The 25,750-nt window shown below is 59.3% G+C and carries 30 protein-coding genes and 1 pseudogene; 23 read left to right on the top strand and 8 right to left on the bottom strand.

The window, feature by feature from the left end; all coding sequences use genetic code 11:
• Positions 1-3: 3 nt before the first annotated feature.
• From CPA42_RS07870 to CPA42_RS07860, 3 genes are all read right to left on the bottom strand, one after another.
• Positions 4-900, bottom strand: a complete 897-nt coding sequence (locus tag CPA42_RS07870) for a carbohydrate ABC transporter permease (protein WP_002516892.1) — start codon at positions 898-900, stop codon at positions 4-6.
• Positions 897-1,853, bottom strand: coding sequence for a carbohydrate ABC transporter permease (locus CPA42_RS07865; protein WP_002514265.1), 957 nt, complete (start codon positions 1,851-1,853; stop codon positions 897-899). Before CPA42_RS07865 ends, CPA42_RS07870 begins: the two co-directional genes overlap by 4 nt.
• Positions 1,854-1,932: 79 nt before the next feature.
• On the bottom strand, positions 1,933-3,243 hold the full coding sequence (locus CPA42_RS07860) for an ABC transporter substrate-binding protein (RefSeq protein WP_002516911.1): 1,311 nt from the start codon (positions 3,241-3,243) through the stop codon (positions 1,933-1,935).
• 262 nt (positions 3,244-3,505) lie between these two features.
• On the opposite strand from CPA42_RS07860, the gene CPA42_RS07855 reads away from it, so the two are divergent.
• The 4 genes and pseudogenes from CPA42_RS07855 to mutM all read left to right on the top strand — a co-directional run bounded on the left by CPA42_RS07855 (position 3,506) and on the right by mutM (position 5,908).
• Positions 3,506-4,066 (top strand): YceD family protein, encoded by a 561-nt coding sequence (locus tag CPA42_RS07855; protein WP_002516884.1) that lies wholly within the window; start codon positions 3,506-3,508, stop codon positions 4,064-4,066.
• Positions 4,067-4,129: 63 nt separating this feature from the next.
• Positions 4,130-4,321: a 50S ribosomal protein L32 gene (gene rpmF / locus CPA42_RS07850; RefSeq protein ID WP_002514262.1), complete on the top strand. Its 192-nt coding sequence runs from the start codon at positions 4,130-4,132 to the stop codon at positions 4,319-4,321.
• Complete coding sequence (gene rnc / locus CPA42_RS07845; RefSeq protein WP_002519321.1) at positions 4,275-5,072, top strand: ribonuclease III; 798 nt, start codon at positions 4,275-4,277, stop codon at positions 5,070-5,072. Before rpmF ends, rnc begins: the two co-directional genes overlap by 47 nt.
• A pseudogene (gene mutM / locus CPA42_RS07840) lies at positions 5,065-5,908 on the top strand (bifunctional DNA-formamidopyrimidine glycosylase/DNA-(apurinic or apyrimidinic site) lyase). Before rnc ends, mutM begins: the two are co-directional and overlap by 8 nt.
• Here the strand turns inward: mutM and CPA42_RS07830 are convergent.
• The 3 genes from CPA42_RS07830 to CPA42_RS07820 all read right to left on the bottom strand — a co-directional run bounded on the left by CPA42_RS07830 (position 5,859) and on the right by CPA42_RS07820 (position 6,761).
• Positions 5,859-6,110 (bottom strand): hypothetical protein, encoded by a 252-nt coding sequence (locus CPA42_RS07830; protein ID WP_002519322.1) that lies wholly within the window; start codon positions 6,108-6,110, stop codon positions 5,859-5,861. The pseudogene mutM and the gene CPA42_RS07830 overlap by 50 nt on opposite strands.
• A gap of 121 nt (positions 6,111-6,231) precedes the next feature.
• Positions 6,232-6,573, bottom strand: coding sequence for a type II toxin-antitoxin system HicB family antitoxin (locus tag CPA42_RS07825; protein ID WP_002516987.1), 342 nt, complete (start codon positions 6,571-6,573; stop codon positions 6,232-6,234).
• A complete protein-coding gene (locus CPA42_RS07820) occupies positions 6,573-6,761 on the bottom strand; it encodes a toxin (RefSeq protein WP_002519323.1) in 189 nt (62 codons plus the stop codon). The genes CPA42_RS07825 and CPA42_RS07820 overlap by 1 nt, the downstream gene beginning before the upstream one ends.
• Before the next feature lie 417 nt (positions 6,762-7,178).
• On the opposite strand from CPA42_RS07820, the gene CPA42_RS07810 reads away from it, so the two are divergent.
• The 12 genes from CPA42_RS07810 to CPA42_RS07750 all read left to right on the top strand — a co-directional run bounded on the left by CPA42_RS07810 (position 7,179) and on the right by CPA42_RS07750 (position 19,342).
• A complete protein-coding gene (locus CPA42_RS07810) occupies positions 7,179-7,838 on the top strand; it encodes a GtrA family protein (RefSeq protein WP_002519324.1) in 660 nt (219 codons plus the stop codon).
• 277 nt (positions 7,839-8,115) lie between these two features.
• Positions 8,116-9,306 carry a signal recognition particle-docking protein FtsY gene (gene ftsY / locus CPA42_RS07805; protein WP_002516124.1) on the top strand — a complete coding sequence of 397 codons (1,191 nt, stop codon included), beginning with the start codon at positions 8,116-8,118 and terminating at the stop codon, positions 9,304-9,306.
• A gap of 49 nt (positions 9,307-9,355) precedes the next feature.
• Complete coding sequence (locus CPA42_RS07800) at positions 9,356-10,498, top strand: alpha/beta hydrolase-fold protein (RefSeq protein ID WP_002519325.1); 1,143 nt, start codon at positions 9,356-9,358, stop codon at positions 10,496-10,498.
• Between the two features lie 75 nt (positions 10,499-10,573).
• Positions 10,574-12,160 carry a signal recognition particle protein gene (ffh, locus tag CPA42_RS07795; RefSeq protein ID WP_002518430.1) on the top strand — a complete coding sequence of 529 codons (1,587 nt, stop codon included), beginning with the start codon at positions 10,574-10,576 and terminating at the stop codon, positions 12,158-12,160.
• Between the two features lie 76 nt (positions 12,161-12,236).
• The gene (locus tag CPA42_RS07790) at positions 12,237-13,400 is read left to right on the top strand and encodes an amidohydrolase family protein (RefSeq protein WP_002516093.1); all 1,164 of its coding nucleotides are present in this window, start codon (positions 12,237-12,239) and stop codon (positions 13,398-13,400) included.
• Positions 13,401-13,590: 190 nt separating this feature from the next.
• Positions 13,591-14,034, top strand: coding sequence for a 30S ribosomal protein S16 (rpsP, locus tag CPA42_RS07780; RefSeq protein WP_002516115.1), 444 nt, complete (start codon positions 13,591-13,593; stop codon positions 14,032-14,034).
• 2 nt (positions 14,035-14,036) lie between these two features.
• Complete coding sequence (locus CPA42_RS07775) at positions 14,037-14,315, top strand: RNA-binding protein (RefSeq protein WP_002514249.1); 279 nt, start codon at positions 14,037-14,039, stop codon at positions 14,313-14,315.
• A gap of 107 nt (positions 14,316-14,422) precedes the next feature.
• A complete protein-coding gene (gene rimM, locus CPA42_RS07770) occupies positions 14,423-14,962 on the top strand; it encodes a ribosome maturation factor RimM (protein WP_002516104.1) in 540 nt (179 codons plus the stop codon).
• Between the two features lie 2 nt (positions 14,963-14,964).
• On the top strand, positions 14,965-15,684 hold the full coding sequence (gene trmD / locus CPA42_RS07765; RefSeq protein ID WP_002519327.1) for a tRNA (guanosine(37)-N1)-methyltransferase TrmD: 720 nt from the start codon (positions 14,965-14,967) through the stop codon (positions 15,682-15,684).
• Between the two features lie 180 nt (positions 15,685-15,864).
• A complete protein-coding gene (locus tag CPA42_RS07760) occupies positions 15,865-16,545 on the top strand; it encodes a succinate dehydrogenase cytochrome b subunit (RefSeq protein WP_002516098.1) in 681 nt (226 codons plus the stop codon).
• Entirely contained in the window at positions 16,545-18,572 is a 2,028-nt protein-coding gene (locus CPA42_RS07755; RefSeq protein ID WP_002516126.1) for a fumarate reductase/succinate dehydrogenase flavoprotein subunit, read from the top strand. Before CPA42_RS07760 ends, CPA42_RS07755 begins: the two co-directional genes overlap by 1 nt.
• Positions 18,569-19,342, top strand: a complete 774-nt coding sequence (locus tag CPA42_RS07750; RefSeq protein ID WP_002516107.1) for a succinate dehydrogenase/fumarate reductase iron-sulfur subunit — start codon at positions 18,569-18,571, stop codon at positions 19,340-19,342. Before CPA42_RS07755 ends, CPA42_RS07750 begins: the two co-directional genes overlap by 4 nt.
• A 20-nt stretch (positions 19,343-19,362) precedes the next feature.
• Here the strand turns inward: CPA42_RS07750 and CPA42_RS07745 are convergent, their stop codons facing one another.
• Entirely contained in the window at positions 19,363-19,560 is a 198-nt protein-coding gene (locus CPA42_RS07745) for a hypothetical protein (protein WP_002514243.1), read from the bottom strand.
• A 32-nt stretch (positions 19,561-19,592) separates the two neighbouring features.
• On the opposite strand from CPA42_RS07745, the gene rplS reads away from it, so the two are divergent.
• The 7 genes from rplS (at position 19,593) to dprA (ending at position 25,236) form a co-directional block, all read left to right on the top strand.
• The gene (gene rplS / locus CPA42_RS07740; protein WP_002514242.1) at positions 19,593-19,946 is read left to right on the top strand and encodes a 50S ribosomal protein L19; all 354 of its coding nucleotides are present in this window, start codon (positions 19,593-19,595) and stop codon (positions 19,944-19,946) included.
• 170 nt (positions 19,947-20,116) lie between these two features.
• Complete coding sequence (lepB, locus tag CPA42_RS07735) at positions 20,117-20,941, top strand: signal peptidase I (RefSeq protein WP_002516125.1); 825 nt, start codon at positions 20,117-20,119, stop codon at positions 20,939-20,941.
• Between the two features lie 8 nt (positions 20,942-20,949).
• Positions 20,950-21,591, top strand: a complete 642-nt coding sequence (locus CPA42_RS07730) for a ribonuclease HII (RefSeq protein ID WP_002550847.1) — start codon at positions 20,950-20,952, stop codon at positions 21,589-21,591.
• Positions 21,588-21,899, top strand: a complete 312-nt coding sequence (locus tag CPA42_RS07725; protein ID WP_002516103.1) for a DUF2469 domain-containing protein — start codon at positions 21,588-21,590, stop codon at positions 21,897-21,899. The genes CPA42_RS07730 and CPA42_RS07725 overlap by 4 nt, the downstream gene beginning before the upstream one ends.
• 264 nt (positions 21,900-22,163) lie before the next feature.
• Positions 22,164-22,586: a YraN family protein gene (locus CPA42_RS07720; RefSeq protein WP_002516116.1), complete on the top strand. Its 423-nt coding sequence runs from the start codon at positions 22,164-22,166 to the stop codon at positions 22,584-22,586.
• Positions 22,583-24,106 carry a YifB family Mg chelatase-like AAA ATPase gene (locus tag CPA42_RS07715; protein ID WP_002516122.1) on the top strand — a complete coding sequence of 508 codons (1,524 nt, stop codon included), beginning with the start codon at positions 22,583-22,585 and terminating at the stop codon, positions 24,104-24,106. Before CPA42_RS07720 ends, CPA42_RS07715 begins: the two co-directional genes overlap by 4 nt.
• Positions 24,103-25,236 (top strand): DNA-processing protein DprA, encoded by a 1,134-nt coding sequence (dprA, locus tag CPA42_RS07710; protein WP_002516129.1) that lies wholly within the window; start codon positions 24,103-24,105, stop codon positions 25,234-25,236. Before CPA42_RS07715 ends, dprA begins: the two co-directional genes overlap by 4 nt.
• Here dprA and CPA42_RS13575 read toward each other — a convergent pair.
• Positions 25,211-25,738: a methylated-DNA--[protein]-cysteine S-methyltransferase gene (locus CPA42_RS13575; protein WP_002541508.1), complete on the bottom strand. Its 528-nt coding sequence runs from the start codon at positions 25,736-25,738 to the stop codon at positions 25,211-25,213. The genes dprA and CPA42_RS13575 overlap by 26 nt on opposite strands.
• Positions 25,739-25,750 lie beyond the last annotated feature (12 nt).

The following is a 25,750-nucleotide window of genomic DNA, read 5'->3' as shown; positions in this document are numbered from 1 at the left end:
GTGTCAACCCTTGACCCCGCCACTCTCAACACCGCGGAAGAACACCTTCTGCATCGACGCGAAGATGATAATGATCGGGATAAGGGCGATCACCGTACCGGCTGCGACCTCACGTGGATCGGTGGACATCGTCGAGCTGAGGTACTGCATGCCAACTGTCAGCGTGTACTTGTCTGGATCGTTGAGGACAACCAGTGGCCACAGAAAGTCGTCCCAGGCCCCGATGAACGAGAACACCGCGACCACGGAGGCCATGCCCTTGATGTTGGGCCATACGATGTGGCGAATCTTCGACCACGTGTTCGCGCCGTCAACGGTTGCCGCATCTAAAACCGATGGAGGGACGGCTCGACAGGCGGTCGCCATGAGCAGAACGTTGATGGCACCGACGACGCCCGGAATGGCCACGCCGGTTAGCGTATTCGCAAGGCCCATACCCTTGATGACGAGGTACTGGCTGGTCAGTGTCACTTCACCCGGCAGCAGGAGAACCGACAGCAGGATACCCATCACGACCTTCTTACCGCGGAACTTCATGCAGGTCAGTGCATAACCGGCCAGCGACGCTAGCACGACATTACCGACGACGCAGACTGCGGCGACGATCACGGAATGCCAGGCGTACCGGAGAATTGGCACCACATGGGCAACGCGTCGGTATGCGTCAATAGTGAATTCCTGGGGGATGAGGTGGGGCGGAAAGGAGTAGATGTTCTCATTGACACTCTTGAGGGAGGTCGAGAGCTGCCACAGGAATGGTCCGATCGAGATGATGACGACGAAGATCAGGAGAAGGTAACGCCCGATGAGCCCGGCGAGGGTGGGACGGGTTGGGTCGAAGGCGTGTCGGCTACGCCACGGCTTCTGCTTGGCTGGACGGGTTGCCTGTGCAGTGCTCATGCCATCGTCTCCTTGGTGGCGCTTTGGATAGCGGCGGCGCGGCGAGCGCGACCTTCTCCTCGTCTGGTCCGACGTCCTGATCGGAGGTCCTTGTTGTTGGCCCAACCAATGACCGTCAATGGAATGAGGGTGAGGAAGAACAACACGACTGATAGGGCTGAGGCGTATCCGAGCTGTCCGGACAGTCCGGTTCCGACTTGCTTAATGACCATGACCAGACTGGAGTCCTCACCGCCTGGGCCACCCGTGCCGTTGGTGAGGACGTACAGCTCGGAGAAAATCCTCATGCCGGACACCGCGATGAGGGCAATGATGAGGACCATTGCGGGGCGGATACCGGGAATGGTGACGTTGCGGAATCTCTGGAAGGTGCCCGCACCGTCGAGGGCAGCTGCTTCGTGGAGATCATGGTCAACGTTTCCCAGCGCCGCGAGGTAGACGATCATGTAGTAACCGAGGCCTTTCCAAACCGTCAGGAGGATCGCGCAGCCGAGCAGCTTCCAGCGATCGACGAGGAAAGGGATGGGGCTGCTGGTAGCGCCCATCCATTGCAGGGACTGGTTAATAAGGCCGCGAGAATCGAACATCCAGCTCCAGATGAGGGCGACTACGACGACCGATGCGATGACGGGGAAATACGCCACCGTGCGGAAGAACGAGATGCCCGGAATCTTCTTCTCGACCAGGAGGGCCAGCAGCAATGGCAGGATCGTCAACAGCGGGATGCAGATGATGACATAGATGAATGTCGTCACCATGGCATTCCAGAACATGTCGTCGTGCCACAGTTCGGCGTAGTTCGCGAAACCGATGAACTCCCCGCCGACGAGGGGTCGGGTGTTCGTGAAGGACAGGATGATCGTGTTGATGAAGGGGTAGAGGGCGAACACGACGGTCCACACGACTGCCGGGGCCACCAACAACCACGGTGTGTACCAGCGGTGGGAGTTCATGGAGCGCAATCCTTGGGCGAGGTAGGTGAGCGGACGACGATTCTGCTGGTCCCGCAGCAGGGCGGAGCCAGCAGGAAGATCACTTGGTGACGTGGTCGTTGCAGTACTTGACGGCCCTGTCGAGTGCGTCCTTAGCGGAGATATCACCTCGCATTGCCGAGGAGATCTGCTGACCGACGTACGCCTTCATGGCGTCGGTATAGGCCATAGGCTCACCGATCTTGGCGGACTTCATCTCGCCGGCAAGGGCCTCGGCTGCCTTCTTCATCTGCGGATCGGAGATGACGGAGGTAAAGGAGTTTGTGTTCTCGTTGGCTTCCTTAGTTCCCGGCAGGAAGCCCTGGGCAAGCTTGACGAAGTCAACCTGGTTGGCGTTATTGGTGACATATTGGGCGAATGCTAGGGCCAGATTAGGGTTCTTCGAGTCTGCGGAGACGCAGATGCCCTGCACAAACAGGGGAGGAACGCCGATGCGTGTGGTCATGGCGACGTGGGGGAGGAGCTTCGGTGCGCTCTTCTTGAGGTCGACAGGGAAGGAGGCCGAGCCAGTGGTCCACGCAACCTTGTCCTGGAGGAACAGCTTCGAGTTACCGAGGTAATTGTTCTGCAACACCTCCGGCGGCATAGCCTTCTTGGCGTAAAGCTCGACATACTTCTGAATGATCTCGACGGCCTGGTCGGTGTTGAAAGTGAATTTTCCGTCCTTGTAGACCTTGACGCCCTGGGCGGCAAGATCACCGAGAGCTGGTGCGATGGAGATGAGGGGCATTGTGCCGTGGGATTTCTCAGCCATCGTAATTGCTTGGGCATAAAGCTCATCAAGTGTGGTCGGCAACTTCTTGGGATCGAGACCGTACTTCTCGAAGGCTTCGGTGTTCCACCAGTTCAGGTCGGTGCCGAGGTACCACGGGTACCCGTAGACGCCGTCGTAACCGTCGTAGGTGTAGGCGTCAATGCCGCCCTTGATATATGTGTTGATGGCTGCCGCGTCAGCCTTCTTGAGGTCCATGACCTTGTTGGCTTTGAGGAGCTGCCACGTGAAGTTCGGCGGTATGTTAATGACATCGGGCAGCTGTCCAGCGGTGGCTTGCTGCTGGACTTTCTCCTCATAGCCCTCGCCTGGCTGGTCAACCCACTTGATCGTTGTTCCGGGATGTTCCTTCTCAAAGGACTTGACGAGCCTCTTGAAGTAGGGCGTGAACTTTTCGTTCTTGAGCGACCAGGTTTGGAACTGGATGCTGCCTTCGAGCTTGGCGGACGGGTTAACAGATGCCTGACTCGACGGTTTGTCGCCTGAACCACTCATGCCACATGCGCTCGCAGCGAGCACTGTCGCGAGTGCGGCAGTGCCGCCAAGCAGTTGACGTCGACCGATGGTGAAGTTTCCCATGATCTTGCTTCTTCCTTGAGAGGTGAGGCCTGAGCAGGTTCTGGGCCACCATTGGCGCCGGTTCCTGCTGAACTAATACGATTTAGTACAGTATCGCCCGAACAGGAGTCGATAGTCAAGATGTCGATTGGTCTCGTTGCCCCATGGCTTGGAAGCCAAAGCGTGGGAGAATCCCAGGTTTTGGTTCCGGTGGCAGTGGTCGTGTAGAGTTACTGGCTGGTCATGACCTCGTCGTGTTCCACTGGTCGAAGGGATCTTTGCGATGAACACCACCCATCGCCACTCCGACGCGCTTTCGGGTCTCGTTCTCGAGACCCATTCGCTGCGTCGGCAAGTGGGTCAGATGATCCGGGTTCAACGGACGGTACCCGCTCCAGCGGATCTCGATGTCGACATGATTGGCGTTCCCGAGGACTCTCCACTCGAACTTGATCTCCGCTTGGAGTCGGTTGGAGAGGGGGTCCTCGCGGCCGGGACCGTCGAGGCCACCCTGGAGGGGGAGTGCTCTCGCTGCCTGGACCCCATCAAGGAGGAACTTCTCCTTGACGTCCAAGAGCTGTACTTCTACCCCGACAAGGAGGCCGACGAGGATGCCAGTCGGGTTAGTGCCGAGGAGACTATCGACCTTGACCCCGTGGTGCGTGCCGCGGTCGTGCTGAACCTTCCGTTCAGCCCGCTGTGTCGCGATGACTGCGGTGGGCTGTGCCCAGACTGTGGTGCCAACCTCAATGACGACCCGGATCATGACCATCCGGATCGGATCGACCCACGCTGGTCGGCCCTCGAGGGCCTCGTCGGCGGGGATGACTCGGATCGGTCCTGAACGTCGCCATGGGCAACCGTCGCGTGCGGATGCCGACCCTTCAAGCACACCAAGGAGAAAATCGTGGCCGTCCCGAAGCGGAAGATGTCCCGCAGCAATACCCGGCACCGTCGTTCGCAGTGGAAGACGGTTGCTACCAAGCTCGTCACCTGCGCCAACCCGGCCTGTGGTGAGAAGCACCTGCCCCACACCGCCTGCCCGTCTTGCGGTGGATACGGGCCGCGCGGCGACCGTCGTCAGGTTGTCGAGGCCTGAGATCGACACTGTGCACGCAAGCAGGGATCAGAATATCGGTCGCCCCGACGTCGAGGATTGGCCTTTTCTCGCCCTTCTCGAGGAGTTGGGAATCCGGTGTGATCCTCAGCTCCTCGATCTTGCGCTGACGCACCGCTCGTATGCGTTCGAAAACGGTGGTATTCCCACCAACGAGAGGCTGGAGTTTTTAGGTGACGCCATCCTTGAAGTTGGTGTCACCGACTATTTGTACCGGGCGTTTCCGGATAAGCCTGAAGGCCAGCTAGCCAAGTTACGGTCGGCTGTTGTGAGTACCGTCTCGCTAGGACAGCTGGCACGTCAACTCGGCATTGGTCCTCGGATCAAATTGGGCAAGGGAGAGGAACGTACTGGCGGCCACGACAAGACGTCGATCCTGGCCGACACTACCGAGGCACTGCTGGGCGCGGTCGAGCTGTCAGCTGGGCTTCCGGACGTACTGCGTCTAGTCCACCACCTTTTCGATCCTCTCGTTGATGAGGCAGACCGCTCTGGGGCGGGCACAGACTGGAAGACTGTCCTGCAAGAGTACTGCGCTGAGCATGGCTTCGATGCCCCCCGATACGAAATCGTCGGGTCTGGCCCAGACCACAATCGTCGATACTGTGCCAGAGCGAATGTGGACGGCAGGCTGCATGCCGCCTACACCGGCCATAACAAGAAAGAAGCGGAGCAAGGTGCGGCCCGCCGTGCTGTCTCCGCGCTGATGCCAAGCTCTCACACAGGTGCTTGAGCTCCCCGAGGTCGAGACCGTTCGAGCCGGACTCGAACAGTTCGTTGTTCCGGTTGTCGTCGACAGCGTCGACGTTGTCGATACTCGCGGGCTTCGCCCCAGCGGTGGACTCGAGGATGCTGCGCTTTTCGAGACGACCTTGTCGGGTCGTCAATTTACTGCCGTAAATCGCCGGGGTAAGTACCTGTGGTTCATCCTTGACGATGGCACCGCGATGTTGGCTCATCTAGGTATGAGCGGACAATTCCGTGTTAGCACCCAACATGCCCCGCAGCATCGCCATACCCGTATAGTCATCACCCTCGACGATGGTCGTGACCTGCGCTTCCTCGACCAGCGCACCTTCGGCGGATTGACCCTAGCCCCGCTCGTTGATGGTATTCCCGGTCCGGTGACCCACATCGCCCCTGATCCGTTCGAGGAGTGTTTCGACGTTGACGAGGTAGTGCGACGGTTGTGCGCACGCAGGTCCGCCATTAAGAGGAGTTTGCTCGATCAAACCCTTGTTTCCGGGATTGGCAATATCTATGCCGACGAAACTCTTTGGCGGGTCCGTTGTCACCCCGAGACACCATGCTCTCGCCTGAGTCAATCCGAAGCGGTGGAATTGTTGCAGACGGCCTGCGATGTTATGGCAGAGGCCATGTCTCAGGGCGGTACCTCTTTCGACTCTCTTTATGTCAACGTCAACGGGGAATCGGGGTGGTTTTCCCGTGTTTTGGATGCCTACGGCCGTGAGGATGAGCCCCTGCCACCGATGTGAGACGCCGATCATACGCGAGTCTTTCATGAACCGGAGCTCGTTCCGATGCCCGAAGTGTCAGAGACCACGGTGATCCTGCCGTCATCTGGCATGGCTAGCGCAGCTGTGGCCCCGTTGCCTTGGGTCGGTGGGTTAATGCTGCGTCGGTCAACATCGGTGGGTGAAAACGCGAAGAGCGAGCTCTCGATCAGGCGTTCGCTGGCACTTTCAAGGCTGCCGAGTTGTAGTTCCATGCCCATGAAGGCGGGAAAGTTGTCGCCCCCTGTCGTGGTCACCGATCTGTGAAGTTGAATCGTGGATAGTAGGTGGGGTCTCCGTCCTGCCTGCGGAGCCAGCGGCTGAAGTGACTGCGACTTGCCCGGGAATTGCGCTCGGGGCGAGTGACACTTCTGACGTTCAGGAGACGGCCAGTTTGCGCGTGACGTACTGGTTCAAGCTGAGGTGCTGCTCCGCAGCCTCGATCACGAGTCGTCGATGCAGGTCCTCGCCAAGTCGGAGTTGGAACTTCCCGGAGTAGTGCCGGGTGGACAGGGGCTCGGGTACAGGTTCGTCATTGGCGCGCATGTCATCAACGACCTCATCGACGACGATCCGGAGCCCAGTGAGCGCTTTCTCGGGAGTACCGGCCAGCCACGACAGCGAAGGAAACTCGACGCACGTGGCGATGAACTCGGCGTCCTCGGGGGACCAGGTCACGTGGAAGCTGTAGCGTGCGGTGTCGGTGATCGTCTGGCTCATCACTGTTCCTTCAACTTCTCGATTGCTTGGAGCACCTGTCGGACTTGGTATGTCTTGGCCTTGCCGTGGTCGTTCTGGATGTTGACCCGCAGGTCGCCGAGCCATGGGGTCTTGAAGACGGCGTGCGAGCCGCCAGTGGTTCCTGGCTGCTCCGAAGAACTCCTCGCACACGCGGAACAAGTCTGCATAGTCGTGCGTGGATTGGCTCGCATGGAAGCGAGGATCTTGGCAACGCTCAGTATGGCTTAATGGTACTACATGTGGTACCGGGGAGAAGTGACTGGCGTCCTAGAGGCGGGGCTGCTGGGGATGGTTGCTGGCCCGATCTGATGTTCACGTCGCCGAAGAGGAGAAGGTAAGACTCGTGTGGCTGTATCAACGTGCATTGCTGATGTAGTTGGGTTACCTCGATCGGTCGCTTGATGCCTATAGGTGAGAGGATAAGCCTTGCAAGCGTTGTGGCACCGTCATGAGCCGTATCCAGTTCATGAACCGGAGCTCGACGCGGTGCCTGAGGTGGCCCGCTATCCCGGTCCGAGGCCATATCTCACCATTGGCTGCTTTCGCAGCGTGACGACTCGTCCCGGCGCGCCATATTAATCTTGATGGGCGGTTTCAGATCTCTTGGCATTAGGCCTATTATATCGCGAGTGATCACTGAACCGACTGCACCTACGAGGAGACGCATCAAGAAGCGTCACTTGATTGAATTCATCAAGTTCGGGGTCGTCGGTGGATCAGGGTTTCTGGTCAACATCATCGTCGCCATCATCATGAATAAGGCGAATGGCGGTACTGAGCATGCCCAGGACATCTTGTTCAATCTTGCGGGTACCCGGTGGAATTTCCGCTTCACGAGCCTGGTGTGGCTCGTCGGTTTCGTGGTAGCCAACATTACAAACTTCCAGCTCAATCGTTCGTGGACGTTCAAGCGCGAATACCGTCGGGGATGGTGGCGTGAATTCTGGCCTTTTTTTGCCGTAGGGTCGATAGCCGCCATCATCGGTATGTTTATTAAGATCTTCTTTACCAACCCAACGTCCCCGATTTACTTACCCGAGCCGTGGTTTAACGAGGGAAGGGGGATTCAGTCACGCGAGTACTGGTCCCAGATCTTCGCCATCATCGTGACGATGCCTATCAACTTCGTCGTCAATAAGTTGTGGACCTTCCGAGCAGTGAAGCACTCAGGAGAGCTTCCTATGGTTGCCTCTGCAGTTGTTCCCGAAAGTTATGATGACGGCGATGCAGCCGAATCGCGTTAGGGAGCCTGGCGTCTCGGGTAATCTGCATGTGCGTACCCTGACGGAAAGGTCGGTCTCGGATGGTCGTTTTCATCATCGCGATGGTCCTGATTCTCGCGGTCGCCTTGGGCGTTTGCGCCGTGGTGATGCTGGGTCTACGTCATCCTGGTGCCGATCCCGATGCTAGTTTTTGGCGTCACACCGCCACCCGTGTGGGTGAAGATCTCAGCGGTGTTCGACATCGCTGAGGCGGTCTGCCCTCGTGGTTTTGTGAATTGACCGACTAATATCGGCCGACGTGAACCCCATAACCCTGATCTGGATTATCCTCGGCATACTCGTCCTGGTGACGGTGGTTGCTGCCGTCACTGCTGGAGTTTCGCGGCGTAAGGCTCTGCGTGAGGGGTCTAAGCCTGCCCAGGTGTCCCCGGCTCCCACGGAAAGTGGGAAAACAGTTCCCGAAGCGGAGACTCCAGCGGGCGGCGAGTCTGCTGTCGGGCGCCCCGAGTCAGAAGCGTCACAGGTCGCTGAACCAGCGGTCGAGGCGCCCGAGGCGCCAGGCTCGCGGATGGCCCGATTGCGGCGTCGTCTGGCTAACAGCAACAATGCGCTTGCTCGTGGTTTGGCCGAGTTGCTGAGCGCTGACAAGCTCGACGATGACGCCTGGGATGACTTCGAGACCACCCTTATCACCTCCGATCTGGGTGTTGGTCCGACGACGGAGCTCGTCGAGAAGCTGCGCTCGGAACTGGCTATTGATGGGATCTCTGACCCGGCCCATGCTCGCGAGGTTCTGCACCATGAGCTTGTCGAACTCGTCGGATCGGATATGGATCGTTCCATCAACCTAGACCGCCTGGAAGGCAAGCCGGCTGTCGTCCTCATGGTGGGCGTCAATGGCACGGGTAAGACGACGACCTGCGGCAAGCTGGCGCGCGTTCTCGTCGCCGAGGGAAAGACGGTCCTCCTCGGTGCAGCAGACACCTTCCGCGCCGCCGCTGGCGAGCAGCTGGAGACGTGGGGAGAACGCGTCGGTGTGCGTACCGTCCGCAAGGACGCGGGCGCCGATCCTGCCTCCGTCGCTTACGAGGCCGTTCAGACTGGCATTGATGAAGGTGTTGATGTCGTGCTCGTTGACACTGCTGGGCGACTTCACACCAAGGCCGGTCTCATGGATGAACTGGGTAAGGTCAAGCGTGTCATCGAGAAGCTTGCACCGGTGAGCGAGGTGTTGCTTGTTTTGGACGCCACCACCGGGCAGAATGGCCTAGCTCAAGCCCGCGTCTTCTCGGAGGTCGTCGACGTGACTGGCATCGTGTTGTCAAAGCTTGACGGTTCCGCGAAGGGCGGCATCGTTGTCCAAGTGCAGCGTGAGCTAGGTGTGCCCGTCAAGCTCATCGGTCTCGGCGAGGGAGCCGACGATCTGGCCCCCTTTGATGCTGATAACTTTGTCACCGGTCTCATGGGTGACGATTCTGCCGAGTGCTGAGGTCCGATAAGTGACAGATATCGCGTGGTTTGCCCCGACTGGTGGGGTCATGATGGTCAGTATCCTCAGCCATAAGCTGTGCGTAGCGGTGCTTATTGCGGCCTTCGCTTTGCCTCTAGCTTTCGTCGTGTGGCGGGCTATAGCGGGTACGGGAAGCTGGTGGCGCAAGATCCTGCGCGGTCTCGGCCATCTCGTGGTGATTTTGCTCGCGCAGGCCTTACTGATTACCGGCGTCTTTCTCTATATCAACCGTGAGTATGGGTTTTTCACGTCATGGTCTGACCTGTTGGGAGAGGTCCAACCAGAGGCTCCGACCCATGATCTAGTCCCGATCCGACGCACCAAGGTCAAAGATATTCCGATCAGTAAGTCCAACCCCCATCCCAACGGTCAGGTGAGCGCAATAACGGTGCCTGGCGCGGATGCCCAATATGCGCGCGTTCCAGTCTGGCTGCCACCCCAGTACTTTGAAAAGTCGGAGCGTCGCACTCGATTTCCGGTGTTGTTCTACATCGGGGGCGTCAATGACACTGGTCAGCGTGACAACAAGTCGATCGACTTCATCGGTCCAGCAACCGAACTCATCAAGGGCAGGAAGGTCAATCCCTTCGTCATCGTGTTCTTGCCGGGCAAGATTCGTGACGGTGTCGACAGCGAGTGCGTTGACGTTGGTCCCTACCGGCATGAGACATGGATCATGAAGATTGTTATCCCGCGGCTTGAGTCGCACTACCGGGTCGGTCACGAGCGCGGGTCACGTTTCATCGGTGGATGGAGCACCGGTGGCTACTGCGCTGCCAATTTGTCGACTAAATATCCCAGGGCTTTCAATGCCGGGTTCTCTTTGGGTGGGTACTACCATCCCATGTTCGAGAATCCGCGCATCGCCAACATGGCCCGACCCCTTATGGCCAACAGCTCGGTGGTGCGTAGGGTCCAGGAACGCAAGATTGAGCGCAGCGTGCGGTTTCTGTCCGTGCTCAACCCCAACGATTTGCAGAGCTGGGGGCCCGGTCGTGTACCGGTGGTTTCGAACGGGCAAGTCGGCCCGGACGGAGGCCAGTTTTACCATGTCGCCAAAGGCATGAAGCAGTTCACCTTTATCTTGCTCACGGGTGGCGGACACCGCGTCAGTGTGTACACACCGTATATCGAGCAGTCATTACAGTGGCTTGGCCAGTTCGGGCTGTAATTGCCGCCGGGAGTCATGATCGAGTCTGGGACGGTAGTCTGTCCTGGTAAGGAACTAGCGCGCTGAAGGACAACCGTGTTCGACACTCTCCAAGACCGCCTCGCATCAACCTTCAAGGGATTGCGTGGTAAGGGGCGTCTCACTGATGCCGATATCGATGCCACGACTCGCCAGATTCGCATCGCCCTGCTTGAGGCTGACGTCAACTTGTCGGTCGTCAAGGAATTCGTGGCGGCCATTAAAGAGCGTTGCCACGGCGAGGAGCTTTCTAAAGCGCTCAATCCGACCCAACAGATCGTCAAGATTGTCAACGAGGAACTCGTCGAGATCCTCGGAGGGCAGACCCGTACGGTTCGGTTTGCGAAGACTCCCCCGACGATCGTCATGCTTGCCGGCTTGCAAGGTGCTGGCAAGACGACCCTGGCTGGGAAGTTGGCTCGGTGGTTCAAGGAAGAGGGCCACTCCCCGTTGTTGGCCGCCTGCGACCTCCAGCGGCCCAATGCCGTCACTCAGTTGCAGGTGGTCGGAGAACGTGCCGGGGTGCACGTCTTCGCTCCTGAACCTGGCAACGGAGTTGGGGATCCCGTCCAGGTAGCCCGTGATGCCGTCGCAGAGGCCGAGCACAAGCTGTACGACGTCGTCATCATCGACACCGCTGGTCGTCTGGGCGTCGACGCCGAGATGATGGCTCAAGCGGCTGACATCAAGACTGCTACCGACCCTGACGAGACCCTCTTCGTCGTTGACGCCATGATTGGTCAGGACGCGGTCAACACTGCGGTGGCCTTCCAGGAGGGAGTCGGATTCGACGGCGTTGTCCTGACCAAACTTGACGGCGACGCTCGCGGCGGCGCAGCTCTGTCCATTGCTCGTGTGGTCGGCAAGCCGATCATGTTTGCTTCCTCGGGTGAGGGTCTCAAGGACTTCGACGTTTTCCATCCCGACCGGATGGCCTCGCGCATCCTCGATATGGGTGACATGCTCACCCTTATCGAGCAAGCCGAGAAAGCTTTCGATCAGGAGCAATCTCAGGCGGCTGCGGCCAAGCTCATGGCAGGCAAGGGGGAGTTCGGTCTCGATGACTTCCTCGGTCTCATGCGTCAAATGCGTCGCATGGGCCCGATGTCCAAGATCATGGGCATGCTCCCCGGCGTCGGCCAGATGAAAGGCCAGATTGAGAACATCGATGAGCGGGAGATTGACCGCATTGAGGCCATCATCTGCGCGATGACTCCGGCCGAGCGTGCTGACGTGTCGATCCTCAACGGGTCACGTCGTGCCCGTATTGCTAACGGGTCTGGCGTGGAAGTTCGTGACGTCAACAACCTGGTCAATCGATTTGTTGACGCTCGGAAGATGATGAGCCAGATGGGCCAGATGATGGGTCCTGGTGCTGGCCGCATGATGGGGTCCATGGCTAAGCGCGGTTCCAAACAGTCGAAGAAGAAGCAGAAGAACCGTAAGGGCTCTGGTAATCCCGCCAAGCGTGCTGCTCAGGCTCGTCAAGCTGCAAAGAAACCGCAGCGGAGCAGCGGTGAGGCGTTCGGGTTGCAGGGCCAGCAGCAACCCAGTCAGGAAGATCTGCAGAAGGCAATGAGTGAATTCAAGATGCCGCCGTCAATGCAGCAGATGTTCAACCAAACGAACAAGAGACCGCGTTGAACCAGCGTCGGTGATGTGTGAAGAGATCGCGAGTTTGACATTACTTCTCCCCGCGACTTCGTGACACGATGGGGCCATGACCGAGGACACCCAGCCGTTGTTCCACACTCACACCCACGACGGATGGACTCATACCCATATGGCCCGTGAGGCCCAAACCGCTCCTGATGAAGACTTGCGTATCCGGGGCGTCGTGCTACCTGACGGGGAAGAACGTGAACTATGGGTTCACGACGGAGTCCTCGTGGAAGGGCCGCTCTCGGGGGCTCGAACTTTGGCTGACGGCTGTTGGATCATTCCCGGTCTAGTTGACGCCCATAACCACATTGGCCTCGATGCTCATGGTGCCGTTGGCACGGAGACTGCCGACGAGCAGGCCCGGACCGAGGCGAAGACGGGCACCCTTCTCATCCGCGATGCTGGATCGCCGAGTGATACCCATTGGATCGACGACCGCGACGACCTTCCGCGGGTCATTCGTGCCGGACGCCACATCGCCCGCCCTAAGCGTTACATCCGTAACTACGCAGCTGAGGTAGATCCGGAAAATCTCGTTGCCGAGGTCGATCGTCAGGCTCGATCCGGTGATGGTTGGGTCAAGCTTGTCGGTGACTGGATTGATCGCGACGAGGGGGATCTCGCTCCGTTGTGGCCCGCAGATATCGCCCAGGCCGCCATCGATCGTGCTCATGAGCTTGGTGCCCGTGTTACTGCGCACTGTTTTTCCGAGGAAGCTCCCGCACAGCTCGTTGATGCCGGTATTGACTGTATTGAGCACGGCACTGGGCTTACCGACGAGACAATCGCCACTATGGCTGAGCGCGAGGTCGGGCTTGTCCCGACTTTGATCAATATCGAGACCTTCCCGTCCATCGCCGCTCAGGCCGACGGCAAGTTCCCAAAATATGCCGCACATATGCGTCACCTCCATACTCACCGTCATGAAACGATCGCCAAGGCTTGGGATGCCGGAGTGCCGATTTATGCCGGTACCGACGCTGGCGGCACTATCAAGCACGGCCTCATTGCCTCCGAGGTTCGGTTGTTGGCTGCCGTAGGGGGAGCGGAGATGGCATTGGGAGCAGCGTCCTGGCGGGCTCGCGCGTGGTTGGGCGGTGAGCAGCTGGGTATTGGCGATTCCGCTGACCTCCTCGTCCTTGACCGTGACCCGAGGGTTGACGTTGGGGTGCTGGAGTCTCCCACCTACATCGTGCTGAGGGGACGAGTAGTCATCAGGTGAAGTCCGTCCCGGCTCGCGTCATCTGCCTATCTGTGGCACAATGTCGAGAGCTTCTGTCCGTTCGGTGCCCTCTCTTATCGGCGGATAGTTCCACCCGAGTTCGGGGGCGATGTCCCCACGTCGTGTCCGTGCTCACCCGTAACTTCCCGGGTTTCGTCCCGGGCGTCTCACTACAGGAGTTACCACACACGTGGCTACCAAAATTCGTCTGAAGCGTCTCGGCAAGATCCGTACCCCGCACTACCGTGTCGTCGTCATGGACTCGCGCGCTAAGCGTGACGGTCGTGCTATTGAGGAAATCGGCCAGTACCATCCCAAGGCCGATCCGTCGGTCATTGTGATCGACTCTGAGCGCGTGCAGTACTGGCTCGGCGTCGGTGCCCAGCCGACTGAAGCTGTTGTTGCTTTGCTGAAGCGCACCGGTGATTGGCAGAAGTTCACCGGCGATACTTCGCCGTCTGGTGTCAAACCGCAGCCCGAGCGTCCCAACAAGGATGATCTGTTCAACGCTGCCCTGGCTGAGGCCGACGAGGCCCCGCGTGAGGCCATCACCAAGAAGTCCGAAGGGGCAGCTGCTGACGAGGCTTCCGAGTCGGCGGCTGGAGACAACAGTGGCGAGAAGGCTGAGGCCTGATCGTGCTAGCCGACGCCCTGGAACACCTCGTCTCTGGCATCGTCGCCAATCCTGACGACGTCCGGGTCCGGGAGAAGGACCTGCGACGCGGCCGGATGCTTGAGGTGCGCGTCAATCCTTCCGACATTGGTAAGGTCATCGGTCGTCAGGGTCGTACGGCCTCTTCGTTGCGCACGGTTATTGGTGCGTTGGCCGGTGACGAGCAGATCAGGATCGACTTCGTTGATGTTGATCGACGCGGGTCGGGACGGCATTCCGACCACCGTGGCCATCGTCACTGAATCGCCAGTCCTTTGACAATATGGGCCGTGGTTCCGCTCTGGCGGGGCTGCGGCCCATGTGCTGTGTCTGGCATCTTGTCTAATCTCATCATTCCCCAGGAGTCACAGTGGAAGAGTCGGCAACGGTGGAGGTCGTCGTCGGACGAGTAGGTCGTGCCCATGGTCTGCGAGGTGACGTCGTCGTTGAGGTGCGTACGGACGAACCAGATGCGAGGTTTGGAGTAGGTGCCACGGTGCAGATTGAGGGGTCCAGACGTGATCTGACGGTTGTACGGTCCCGCTGGGCCAAGGGCTGCCTTATCGTCGCTTTTGACGAAGTGAAAGATCGTCAGGGGGCAGAGGAGCTACGCGGATCGGTTCTCGTCGTTGACGTTGAGCCCAACGATGACCCCGATGACCCCGATGAATTCTGGGATCGCCGGTTGCGTGGGCTGACAGTGGTTGATGAATCAGGTAAAAGCCGCGGGGCTGTCAAAGATGTGCTTCATATGCCAGCCCAAGATGTGCTCGTGATCGACGTAAGTGGGGAGGAACATCTGGTTCCTTTCGTCCACCAACTCGTCCCTACTGTCGATGTGGCGTCCGGGCGGATCGTCGTCAGTGGCATTCCTGGCTTGCTCGATTCGAACGCTGAAGAGGCGAGGTGACGATGAGGCTGGACTACCTGTCAATTTTTCCGGCGTACTTTGATGTCCTCGACATATCTTTGCTGGGTAAGGCGGCAGTCAACGGTCTGGTGGAGGTCCACGCCCACGACTTGCGCGACTGGACCCACGATCGCCATCGCACCGTGGACGACACCCCGTGTGGCGGAGGCGCGGGCATGGTCATGAAGCCTGACCCTTGGGGGGAAGCTTTCGACGAGATCATTGGCACTGAGCCGGACTCGTCGGTTCATGTGATTTTCCCTAGCCCGTCAGGTGCGCCATTTACCCAGTCTGCTGCTCAAGAGTTGTCGTCGGCGGTGCGGATCGTGTTCTGTTGCGGACGGTACGAGGGGATCGACCACCGCGTGATCGACTATGCGCGGTCGATGTGGACTGTTCATGAGGTGAGCCTGGGAGACTACGTGCTTAATGGGGGAGAAGTAGCGGCTCTGGCTATCACTGAGGCCGTGGTTCGGCTGGTGCCCGGGTTCATGGGTAACCCGGAGTCTCTAGCGGAGGAGTCGTTCTCGGCCGGGCAAGACGGCTTGCTGGAGTATCCGCTGTTCACCCGGCCGGTCTCATGGCGTGGCCTCGATGTCCCCGAGGTTCTCATGAGTGGTCATCATGGTCGAATTGCGAAGTGGCGCCGTGATGAGTCAGTCCGCCTGACGTGTGAGCGGCGTCCTGATCTGACGGATTCCGACTTCGGTGTTCCCCATTGAAGCGTCTCTAATCGACAAAATTCGAACCGAAAATGTTGCGATAATCAAGAGTAAAACCCTTAGTGAACCAAGGGTCGAGGGAAGTTTTCGAAAACACAGGGGGTGGGGGCGCAAAAGGGCTGGTAATTGGCTAGTCTTTGGTCCGTGGCGACTACAACACTTACTACTCATCAGAGAGCGGTGCGATCAACTGTCGCGGCGAAGGCCCTCATGGCCGTCACCGGGCTGATCTTAATCCTCTTCCTGCTCATGCACATGTTTGGCAACTTGAAGCTGCTCGCTAGTAACGAGGAATTCAATCGTTACGCCGGTTTTCTTCGCACGATTCTCAACCCGATCCTGCCGGGTGAATCCTTCTTGTGGATTTTCCGGATCTTCATGTTGCTGGCGATCGTGCTGCACATTTGGTCGGCGATTCGCGTTAACAAGCAGCGCAACATTGGAACCGGTGGCGCTGGCCGTTACTCGGTTAAGAAGAACCTCTCGCCGGAGAATACCTATGCTGCCCGCACGATGTTCTGGGGTGGCTGGATCATCTTCCTATTCCTCATCCTCCACCTGCTGCAGTTCACCATTAGCCCTGACTTGCTCAATAACCCGCCCACCGATGCAGCTGGACGCGCAGGGATGGTACTTACGGCCTTCAGCCACTGGTGGTTCGTGCTCATTTACCTCATCGCCATGATCGCGGTGTGCATGCACGTCTCCCACGGTTTCTGGAGTGCCTTTGCGACCCTCGGCGTCAACGTCTCTGGTACCGCTCGCGCTGTGCTGCGCGTGTGTTCCTGGATCGTCGCCATCGTGATCTTCGTGGGCTTCATGACTCCTCCATTCCTGGTCCTGTTCGGGGTGATCTCCTGATGACTGCAACTGCTGCATCCAATAACAACGCCGCTCTCGCCGACCAGTACTGGACGACCGGCGACGAAATCCACGACACGAAGGCCAACCATGACCTTCCGATCGAGAAGATCTGGACTGATCGCCAGTTCACCTCGCGTCTGGTCAACCCGGCTAACCGTCGCAAGATGACGGTCATCATTGTTGGTACCGGTCTAGCTGGTGGCGCTGCCGCCGCAACTCTCGGTGAGGCCGGTTACCGCGTCGAGAACTTCTGCTACCAGGACTCTCCGCGTCGCGCTCACTCGATCGCGGCCCAGGGCGGAATTAACGCCGCGAAGAACTACAAGAATGACGGTGATTCGATCTACCGCCTGTTCTACGACACCGTCAAAGGTGGCGATTACCGCTCCCGCGAGACGAACGTTTACCGGCTCGCCGCGGTCAGCGCGAACATCATCGACCAGTGTGTCGCCCAGGGCGTTCCGTTCGCCCGTGAGTACGGTGGCCTGCTCGACAACCGTTCCTTCGGTGGCGTCCAGGTGCAGCGCACCTTCTACGCTCGCGGCCAGACGGGCCAGCAGCTGCTCATCGGCGCCTACCAAGCCCTCGAGCGGCAGGTTCACGCCGGCACCGTGCACATGCACACCCGTCACGAGATGGTCGAGCTCATCGTCGCCGACGGGCGAGCTCGCGGCATCGTGACTCGTGACATGGTTACCGGCAAGATCGAAGAGTGGTTTGGTGACGCCGTCGTCCTGGCTACCGGTGGTTACGGCAACGTCTTCTTCCTGTCGACGAACGCCATGGGCTGCAATGCCACCGCCTCGTGGCGTGCCCACCGTAAGGGCGCTTACTTCGGCAACCCCTGCTACACCCAGATCCACCCGACCTGCATCCCGGTGCATGGTGAAAACCAGTCGAAGCTGACTCTGATGTCGGAGTCGCTGCGTAACGACGGCCGTATCTGGGTGCCCAAGCGCGCGGAAGATTGTGAAAAGGATCCTCGCGACATCCCCGAGGAAGATCGCGACTACTACTTGGAGCGCATCTACCCGTCCTTCGGCAACCTGGTTCCTCGTGACATTGCATCCCGTCAAGCCAAGTACCGCTGTGACGAGGGTCGTGGTGTCGGTCCGAAGGTTCGTGAGGTCGATTCTGACGGCACCGAGCACATGCGTGCCCGTGGTGTGTACCTCGACTTCTCCGAGGCCATCCAGCGTATGGGTAAGGATGCCGTGGAAAAGAAGTACGGCAACCTCTTCGACATGTACCAGCGGATTACCGACGAGAACCCGTATGAGGTTCCCATGCGTATCTACCCTGCGGTGCACTACACGATGGGTGGCCTGTGGGTCGACTATGACCTGCAGTCGACCATTCCGGGTCTGTTTGTCTGTGGTGAGGCCAACTTCTCCGATCACGGCGCTAACCGGCTCGGTGCTTCGGCCCTGATGCAGGGTCTGGCTGATGGCTACTGGGTGCTGCCCAACACCATCACCGATTACCTGGCGGACTCTCCGAAGTTCGGCATGGTCGATGAGAAGCATCCGGCCGCGGTTGAAGCCCGTCAGGCTGTCGAGAGCCGTATCAACAAGCTGCTAACGATTAATGGAACCCGTACCGTCGACTCGATCCACAAGGAACTTGGCCACATCATGTGGGAGTACTGCGGTATGGAGCGCAGCGAGGCCGGCCTCATTAAGGCTATTGGTCTCATCCGCAATCTGCGCAACGAGTTCTGGACCAACGTTAAGGTCACCGGCGTCAACGAGGAGCTCAATCAGACCCTCGAGCGCGCTGGTCGGCTCGCCGACTTCTTGGAGCTCGGTGAACTGATGTGCATCGACGCTCTACACCGTCGCGAGTCTTGTGGTGGTCACTTCCGCGCTGAGTCTCAGACCGAAGAGGGCGAGGCCATGCGTCACGACGACGAGTATCAGTACGTCGCTGCCTGGGAGTGGACTGGCGAAGGCCACAAGCCGACCCTGCACAAGGAGCCGCTGGTCTACAAGTCCATCCAGGTCAAGCAGAGGAGCTACAAGTGAAGATCAACCTGCGAATCTGGCGTCAGCGCAATTCCAAGGATCAGGGCCGCCTCGTCGAGTACACCCTGGACGGTGTTTCCGGTGATATGTCCTTCCTTGAGATGTTGGACATGCTCAACGAGAACCTCACCGCTCAGGGTGAAGAGCCCGTCGCATTTGACTCGGACTGCCGCGAGGGTATTTGCGGTCAGTGCGGCATCGTCATCAATGGTGTGCCGCACGGTGGTATGGGTGTTGCCCAGCCGGTGCGTACCACTACGTGTCAGCTGCACATGCGCTCCTTCGCCGATGGCTCGACCATCACGATCGAGCCATGGAAGTCGGGTGCCTTCCCGATTCTGCGTGACCTTATCGTGGATCGCTCGGCCCTTGACCGCGTCATCCAGGCTGGCGGCTATGTCTCGGTGAACACCGGTGCTGCCCCGGACGCTCACGCTGTTCAGGTCAACAAGAAGCGCTCTGACCGCTCCTTCGACGCCGCTACCTGCATCGGTTGTGGCGCCTGCGTGGCGGCCTGCCCGAACGGCTCCTCGATGCTGTTTACTTCTGCGAAGATCACTCACCTGGCCATGCTTCCGCAGGGTCAGCCGGAGCGGATGCGTCGTGTTGAGGCTATGGCTGCGCAGAACGACGCTGAAGGATTCGGTGGCTGCACCAACATTGGTGAGTGCGCCTCGGTGTGCCCGAAAGGTATTCCGCTGGAGTCCATCAGCCAGCTCAACCGCGACCTCATTGCGTCGCTGTTCAAGCACGACGGCAAGGACGACTGAGTCCTGACTCGTGTGGTCGATTACTCGGGCTCCGACACCTCGCGGTGTCGGAGCCCGGTTATGTTGTGGAGCACTGCCTGTTGGCGGGCACGAGTGATGGTGGATTTGATGCCAGAGCCATGGGTATGGAAAAATACCGCGGTGTTGTCCGTGTCCGGCTCCTGCCACAGGGGGACAGTCCGGCGCTCGGGGAACGAAATCTTTGTGAACACGAGCACCAGGTGACCTGTGGCACCGGCGAGGAAACACTATGAGCAACATCATCGACGAGATCGACAAGGCCTCGATGCGCGACGACATCCCCGAGTTCCGTCCTGGCGACTCGGTGAAGGTCCACGTCAAGGTTGTTGAGGGTAGCCGTACCCGTGTGCAGGTCTTCTCCGGGATCGTCATCTCGCGTACCGGTGGTGGCGTCCAGGAGTCCTTTACCGTCCGCAAGCTGAGCTTCGGGACCGGTGTTGAGCGTACCTTCCCGCTGCATTCCCCGATCATTGACAAGATCGAGGTTGATCGCCACGGTGCGGTCCGTCGCGCCAAGCTGTACTACCTGCGCGGCCGGCGTGGCAAGGCGGCCAAGATTAAGGAGAGGGGCTCAGCTCGCTGACGTCGTCTTAACAGCAACGGGGTTTCGTTACGGCGAAGCCCCGTTTTTGTATGGTTCCACTCACATCTGGGGTAGGCGCGTCATGATGCAGCTTTTTTCTGTGCGTTGGTTACACTGCAAGGTGGCACCCGACGGGAAGTTCCCACAGGGGATGAGGGAGAGGTTTTGCCGTGGCGGATGACTACCGGGCGAGGCGGGCTGCAAACGGCGACACCAGGGACTCTGACGATGCAACAGCACGTGGGGAACAGGCGTCTGGGTGGCAGCGCTTTCGGTCGGGGGCGATCGAAGTTGTTCTCATCGTCGTTGGTGCCCTCATCATCTCAGCTGTGCTGCGTGGTTTCGTCGCTCAGATGTTTGTCATCCCGTCGAAGTCTATGCAAAACACCTTGCAGGTGGGCGACCGCGTGATCGCGGTGAAAGCCGCCGATTTTCATCGGGGCGACGTCGTCGTGTTCAAAGACACCGAACATTGGCTACCTGCTGCCCAGGATCGCCGCTCTGTTCCAGGACAGATCCTCGAATTCGTCGGGTTGTTGCCTAACAAGAGCTCGAACTACCTCATTAAGCGAGTGATCGGCATGCCTGGGGACACCGTTGCCTGCTGCAACGTCAACGGCCAGGTGACCGTCAACGGTAAGGCGCTTGACGAGCGGTCATACCTGTACTCCGAAAATGGTGAAATGGTTAAACCCTCGGCGATGGAATTCCGGGTCACTGTTCCTCGGGGGCGGATGTTCGTCTTGGGGGACCATCGCAATGCCTCGGGTGACTCGCGCTATCACCTCCAAGACCTTGATCCGGGTGAGTATACGGGCGCTCCTGCGTTTGTGCCGCTCGATGACGTCGTTGGGCCGGCAAAGGCCATTCTCATGCCTCTCAATCGCATTGAGGGACTGGGGACTCCTGACATTTTCCGAGGAATCCCGGATAGGTCGTCGTCAGCTCCAGGCAAGGCGCGCATCTGCGTCGGTAACGCGTGCTGCCCTAAGTGACGGATTCCATGTCGGTGCGAGTCGGGTCGGGGCCGATGGGCCATGAACGGGCCCTAGCGAGGGCCGGACTCGGCCCCGTGGCCGGATGCGACGAGGCGGGGCGGGGCGCGTGTGCAGGGCCATTGGTAGCCGCAGCTGTCATTCTTGATGATCGCAGATCCGGCAGGATTGCGGGGCTAGCAGATTCCAAGACACTATCTGCGGCCAAGAGAGAGGCCCTGTTTAACGTCATCATGGATAAAGCTTTGGCAGTGTCGTGGGTACGTGTAGAAGCCGACGAATGCGATCGGTTGGGGATGCAGGAGGCAGATATCAGCGGCTTAAGGCGTGCCGTGGTGAGGCTGGGAGTTGAACCGGGATACGTGCTGTCGGACGGTTTCCCGGTCGACGGACTCACGGTTCCCGATCTGGGAATGTGGAAGGGCGATTCAGTGTGTGCGTGTGTGGCAGCTGCCTCCATCGTGGCCAAAGTGGCCAGGGATCGCATCATGATCGCTATGGACGCCGAGATTCCTGGTTACGATTTTGCGGTGCACAAGGGGTACGCGACAGCCTTACACCAGCGCCGTCTGAAGGAGTTAGGACCGTCTCGTCAACACCGGATGAGCTACGCCAATGTGCGACGAGCGGCTAGGCTTCATTCATCATGAGTGCCGAAGATCTGGAACAGTACGAGAATCGGATGGAGTTGGAGCTCTACCGCGAGTACAAGGACGTCGTCGGGATCTTCAAATATGCCGTAGAAACCGAGAGACGGTTCTATTTGTGTAACGTCGTCGATCTCAAGGTTCGCACCGAGGGGGGCGACGTCTACTACGAGGTGTCTATGGCGGATGCCTGGGTGTGGGACATGTACCGGCCATCTAGGTTCGTCAAGAGCGCCAAGATCCTTACCTTCCGCGATGTATCCATTGAGGAGATCGTGCATGCTGACTTTGACGAGGTGCCGTCTAAGTAACGCCAGGCTCGCATTCCTTGACGTTACGTGTCCATGTCCAATCCTGTGACGTGAGTGTGGGCATCGTGTGGTCTTGACCGGTTTCCACTCCGAGTCGGAATCGTCTGTAGACCTCGTAGGTCATCTACTTATCGGTGGCAGAGGTTTCGTTACCGGCGTGGGGCTTTGTGGATAACTTATGGTGCTTCTGATCCCGAAACATTGATCTGTGGATAACTGAATAATCAGGTGTTCTCCGACGATAACTGTTGTCGGAGGTGGTGAATGATGACACCTAAGCCATTGTCGGCAGAGCTGACGACCCCGCGTGGAGCTGCGTTGCGTGGGCGTCGTGGTTGCAGACCCGCGTTCGGTGCGTGGGGCGAGGATCTTGCCGCTCAGTATGTGGAGTCCCTGGGATGGACAATCATCGCGCGTAACTGGACGTGTGATGTGGGAGAGATTGACCTCATCGCGCGTGACGACCAGACCGTTGTCTTTATCGAGGTGAAGGCCAGGTTAGGCACTGGCTTCGGCGACCCGCTGGAATCTATTACGACGGCGAAGGTCCGTAAGCTTCACGAACTAGCACTGGCGTGGTTGGTTAACCAGGACGACGGGGTCCACTCGGTGCGGATTGACGCCATCGGTGTCATGGTGCGCCCGGGCGCCGAGCCAACTGTCACACATGTGCGAGGTATCCGGTGACCGGCGCAAGTGCGTGGTCGGTCGCGTTGGTAGGGATGGAAGGCTCCATGGTTGAGGTGGAAGCCGCAATTTCGTCCGGACTGCCGCGTACCGTGCTTGTCGGTCTGCCAGACGCGGCCCTCCACGAGGCCCGGGACCGATGTCGGGCCGCTGTCTGCGCGACGGGGTTGTCGTGGCCTAGCAATGTGTTGACGATCAATCTCACGCCAGCTGGCCTACCAAAGGCTGGGACGCATTTTGATCTGGCCATTGCTGCAGCGACGCTGGCTGCTGATGGAAAGGTCCCACAGGCTCTCTTGGGATCGACGGTTCTGATTGGAGAACTTGGGCTGGACGGCCGAGTACGGCCTGTGCGCGGCGTGCTGCCCGCGCTGCTAGCGGCGCGGGAGGCTGGGTTTGAGCGGGCGGTAGTACCGGCTAGTCAGAGTGATGAGGCCAGTCTCGTCGAGGGATTGATGATCTGGCCAGTCGGCCATCTGGGTGACGTTGTCGACGTGTTACATGGTCGTCCAGTGGTGCCTCCTGAGGGCCCCATTGTGGGGTCTCCCGACACCGATCCGGGGATAGGAGACCTAACGGAGGTTATCGGCCAGCACGAGGCGCGCCGAGCCCTTGAAGTAGCGGCAGCGGGGCGTCACCACATTCTGCTACGTGGCGCTCCTGGTTGTGGGAAATCTATGTTGGCACGACGGTTACCTGGGATTCTTCCCCGACTTGATCACCGTGACGCCCTCGAAGTCACCGCACTGCATTCCTTGGCCGGACGAGGGAGCGGGCGTCTCATGACGAGGCCCCCACTGGCTCAACCCCATCATTCGGTGTCGATGGCGGCCATGGTCGGTGGGGGAGTACGTATTGCCCAACCCGGCGCGATCTCGCTAGCGCATCGAGGGGTGTTGTTTCTCGACGAGGCTCCGGAGTTTGCGCCAAAGGTGTTGGACTCGCTGCGTGGACCGCTGGAGACGGGGGAAATCGTTATTGGACGTTCTCAGGCACACACGACGTTCCCGGCTCGGTTTCAGCTTGTTATGGCGCTCAATCCGTGCCCGTGTGGGCTGGCCGATGACCCATCGGGACGGTGCACGTGCACTCCGCAACAGGTTCGCCGGTATTCAGGTCGGCTTTCGGGCCCGATCCTAGACAGAGTGGACGTCACAGTCAGGATGCGACCGCTGACGTCGGCGCATCTGCTTGATGCGTCAGCTCTGCCCGCGGGGGAATCTAGTGCAGCGGTGCACGAGCGGGTCGCGCAAGCCCGTGAGCGTGCTGCCGCCCGGTGGCGGGGAGTTCCCTGGCGATGCAACGCCGAGGTTCCAGGAAAAGTCTTACGGCAGATGTTGCCGGCCAATGACGCCACTCGAATCATCGAAGATGCTCTGACAACCGGACGGCTCACGGCGCGAGGCGTCGACAAAGTGCTGCGAATCGCGTGGACGGTGGCCGACCTCGAGGGCAAGGACGAGGTTGACAAAGCGTGTGTGGCGGAGGCCATGGGAATGCGACGAGGGAGATTGCGATGACGTGGACGAGCGAGAGATTGGCGCGGGCCGCTCTGACAGCTGCTGCCGAGCCGGGGGTGATGGCGAAACGACTAGTTGAGATGACCGCTGAAGAGCTGTGGCAGCACATGCTTACCGATTCTGGCGAACGTTGGCACAAACGAGCTAAATCGCTCGACGTCGATCAACTCGTGGAGCGGTCGGAAAAGGCTGCGATGAGGTTCCTCATTCCAGGGGATGAGGAATGGCCCACGGGTCTCGACAGCCTCGCGCGGGTGGGGAAATCTGGAATGGGTGGGGCACCTGTGGGGCTGTGGGTTACGGGGCCTGCTCACCTCGCTGATATCTCTCAGCGGGCGGTGGCCATTGTGGGATGCCGGTCTGCTAGCAGCTATGGTCAAGACGTTGCCGTAGAAATGGCCTACCGCTTAGTACGGGGACACTGTGACGGAACGGGAAGCCATACTGTTATATCTGGCGGCGCGTTCGGTATCGATGTGGCGGCTCACCGTGGGGCATTGTCCGCTCGCGGAAACACGGTTAGCGTCCTCGCATGTGGACTTGACACCCTTTATCCCCGTGGCAACAGCGCAGTGCTGGAACAGATCGCGGGAACAGGTGCCCTCGTTTCAGAGCTACCGCTGGGTCGTCACCCGACGCGACCTGGATTCCTCGCCCGAAACCGGCTCATCGCGGCACTGACGACTGGCACGGTCGTTGTGGAAGCTGGTTGGCGGTCGGGAGCGATCAATACCGCGTCGTGGGCCAACGCATTAGGAAATGCCGTCATGGCAGTCCCCGGGCCAGTGACCTCGAGTCGGTCGACGGGGACGAACAAACTGATCCGTGATGGTGAGGCGATCTTGGTGCGCGATGCTGACGACGTCAGAGGGATTGTTGGGGAGCTCGCCCCAGAACCGGAGAGACCAGCAGGGCGCAGCTTGCCGACTGACATCCTGGATGCCATTGAGCTGGCTGTTCATGAGGCACTCCCCGCTCATGGATCGTGCGGGCTAGATGAGTTAGCGGTTTTGGCTGGAGTTCCCGTTGCTCAGTGTTCGGCTGCGCTAAGCGTCCTCGAACAACTCGGCATGGCGGCTTGTTGCCTCGACGGCACCTGGTCGGTCACGCTGGCAAGGGAGCGGAGGTGACACTCTCTAGATTGAGCAGGAAGCGCTTGAGGCGAGGACCACCGAGATAGCCTCCTAGCTGGCCGTTACTGCGTAGCACGCGGTGGCACGGAATGAGGATGGGCAGAGGGTTTGTTGCACAGGCGTGGCCGACGGCGCGTGACGCATTCGGCCGTCCAATGATGCTCGCAAGTTGGCGGTAGCTGACAGTTTGCCCATAAGGCACTGTTTGCAACCCGGTTAGTACAGTGCGTTGGAAGTCCGTCGTCGCAGAAAGATCCAGCGCTACGTCGAATGAGGTCCGCGATCCTGACAAGTACTCGGTGATCTGTGCAATGGCACAAGAGATGATGTCACCGCTGCGGCGAGCATGTGATGTCGAAAGTGGCGGCGGTGATGGATCTGTCTTGACGAAGACGAGCCGACTGAGCCCATGAGCGGTAACTGTTACTTCTAACTCGCCAATGGCGGTGTCAAAGCGGTGCTGGGACTGTGCTGTCATAGCAGGAAGCGGGCCGGGCACCTGATGCCCGGC

It is taken from the genome of Cutibacterium acnes (assembly GCF_003030305.1).
Lineage (GTDB): Bacteria > Actinomycetota > Actinomycetes > Propionibacteriales > Propionibacteriaceae > Cutibacterium > Cutibacterium acnes.
Note: the sequence above shows the minus strand (reverse complement) of the source record. Positions and strands in the feature narration are given on the sequence as shown.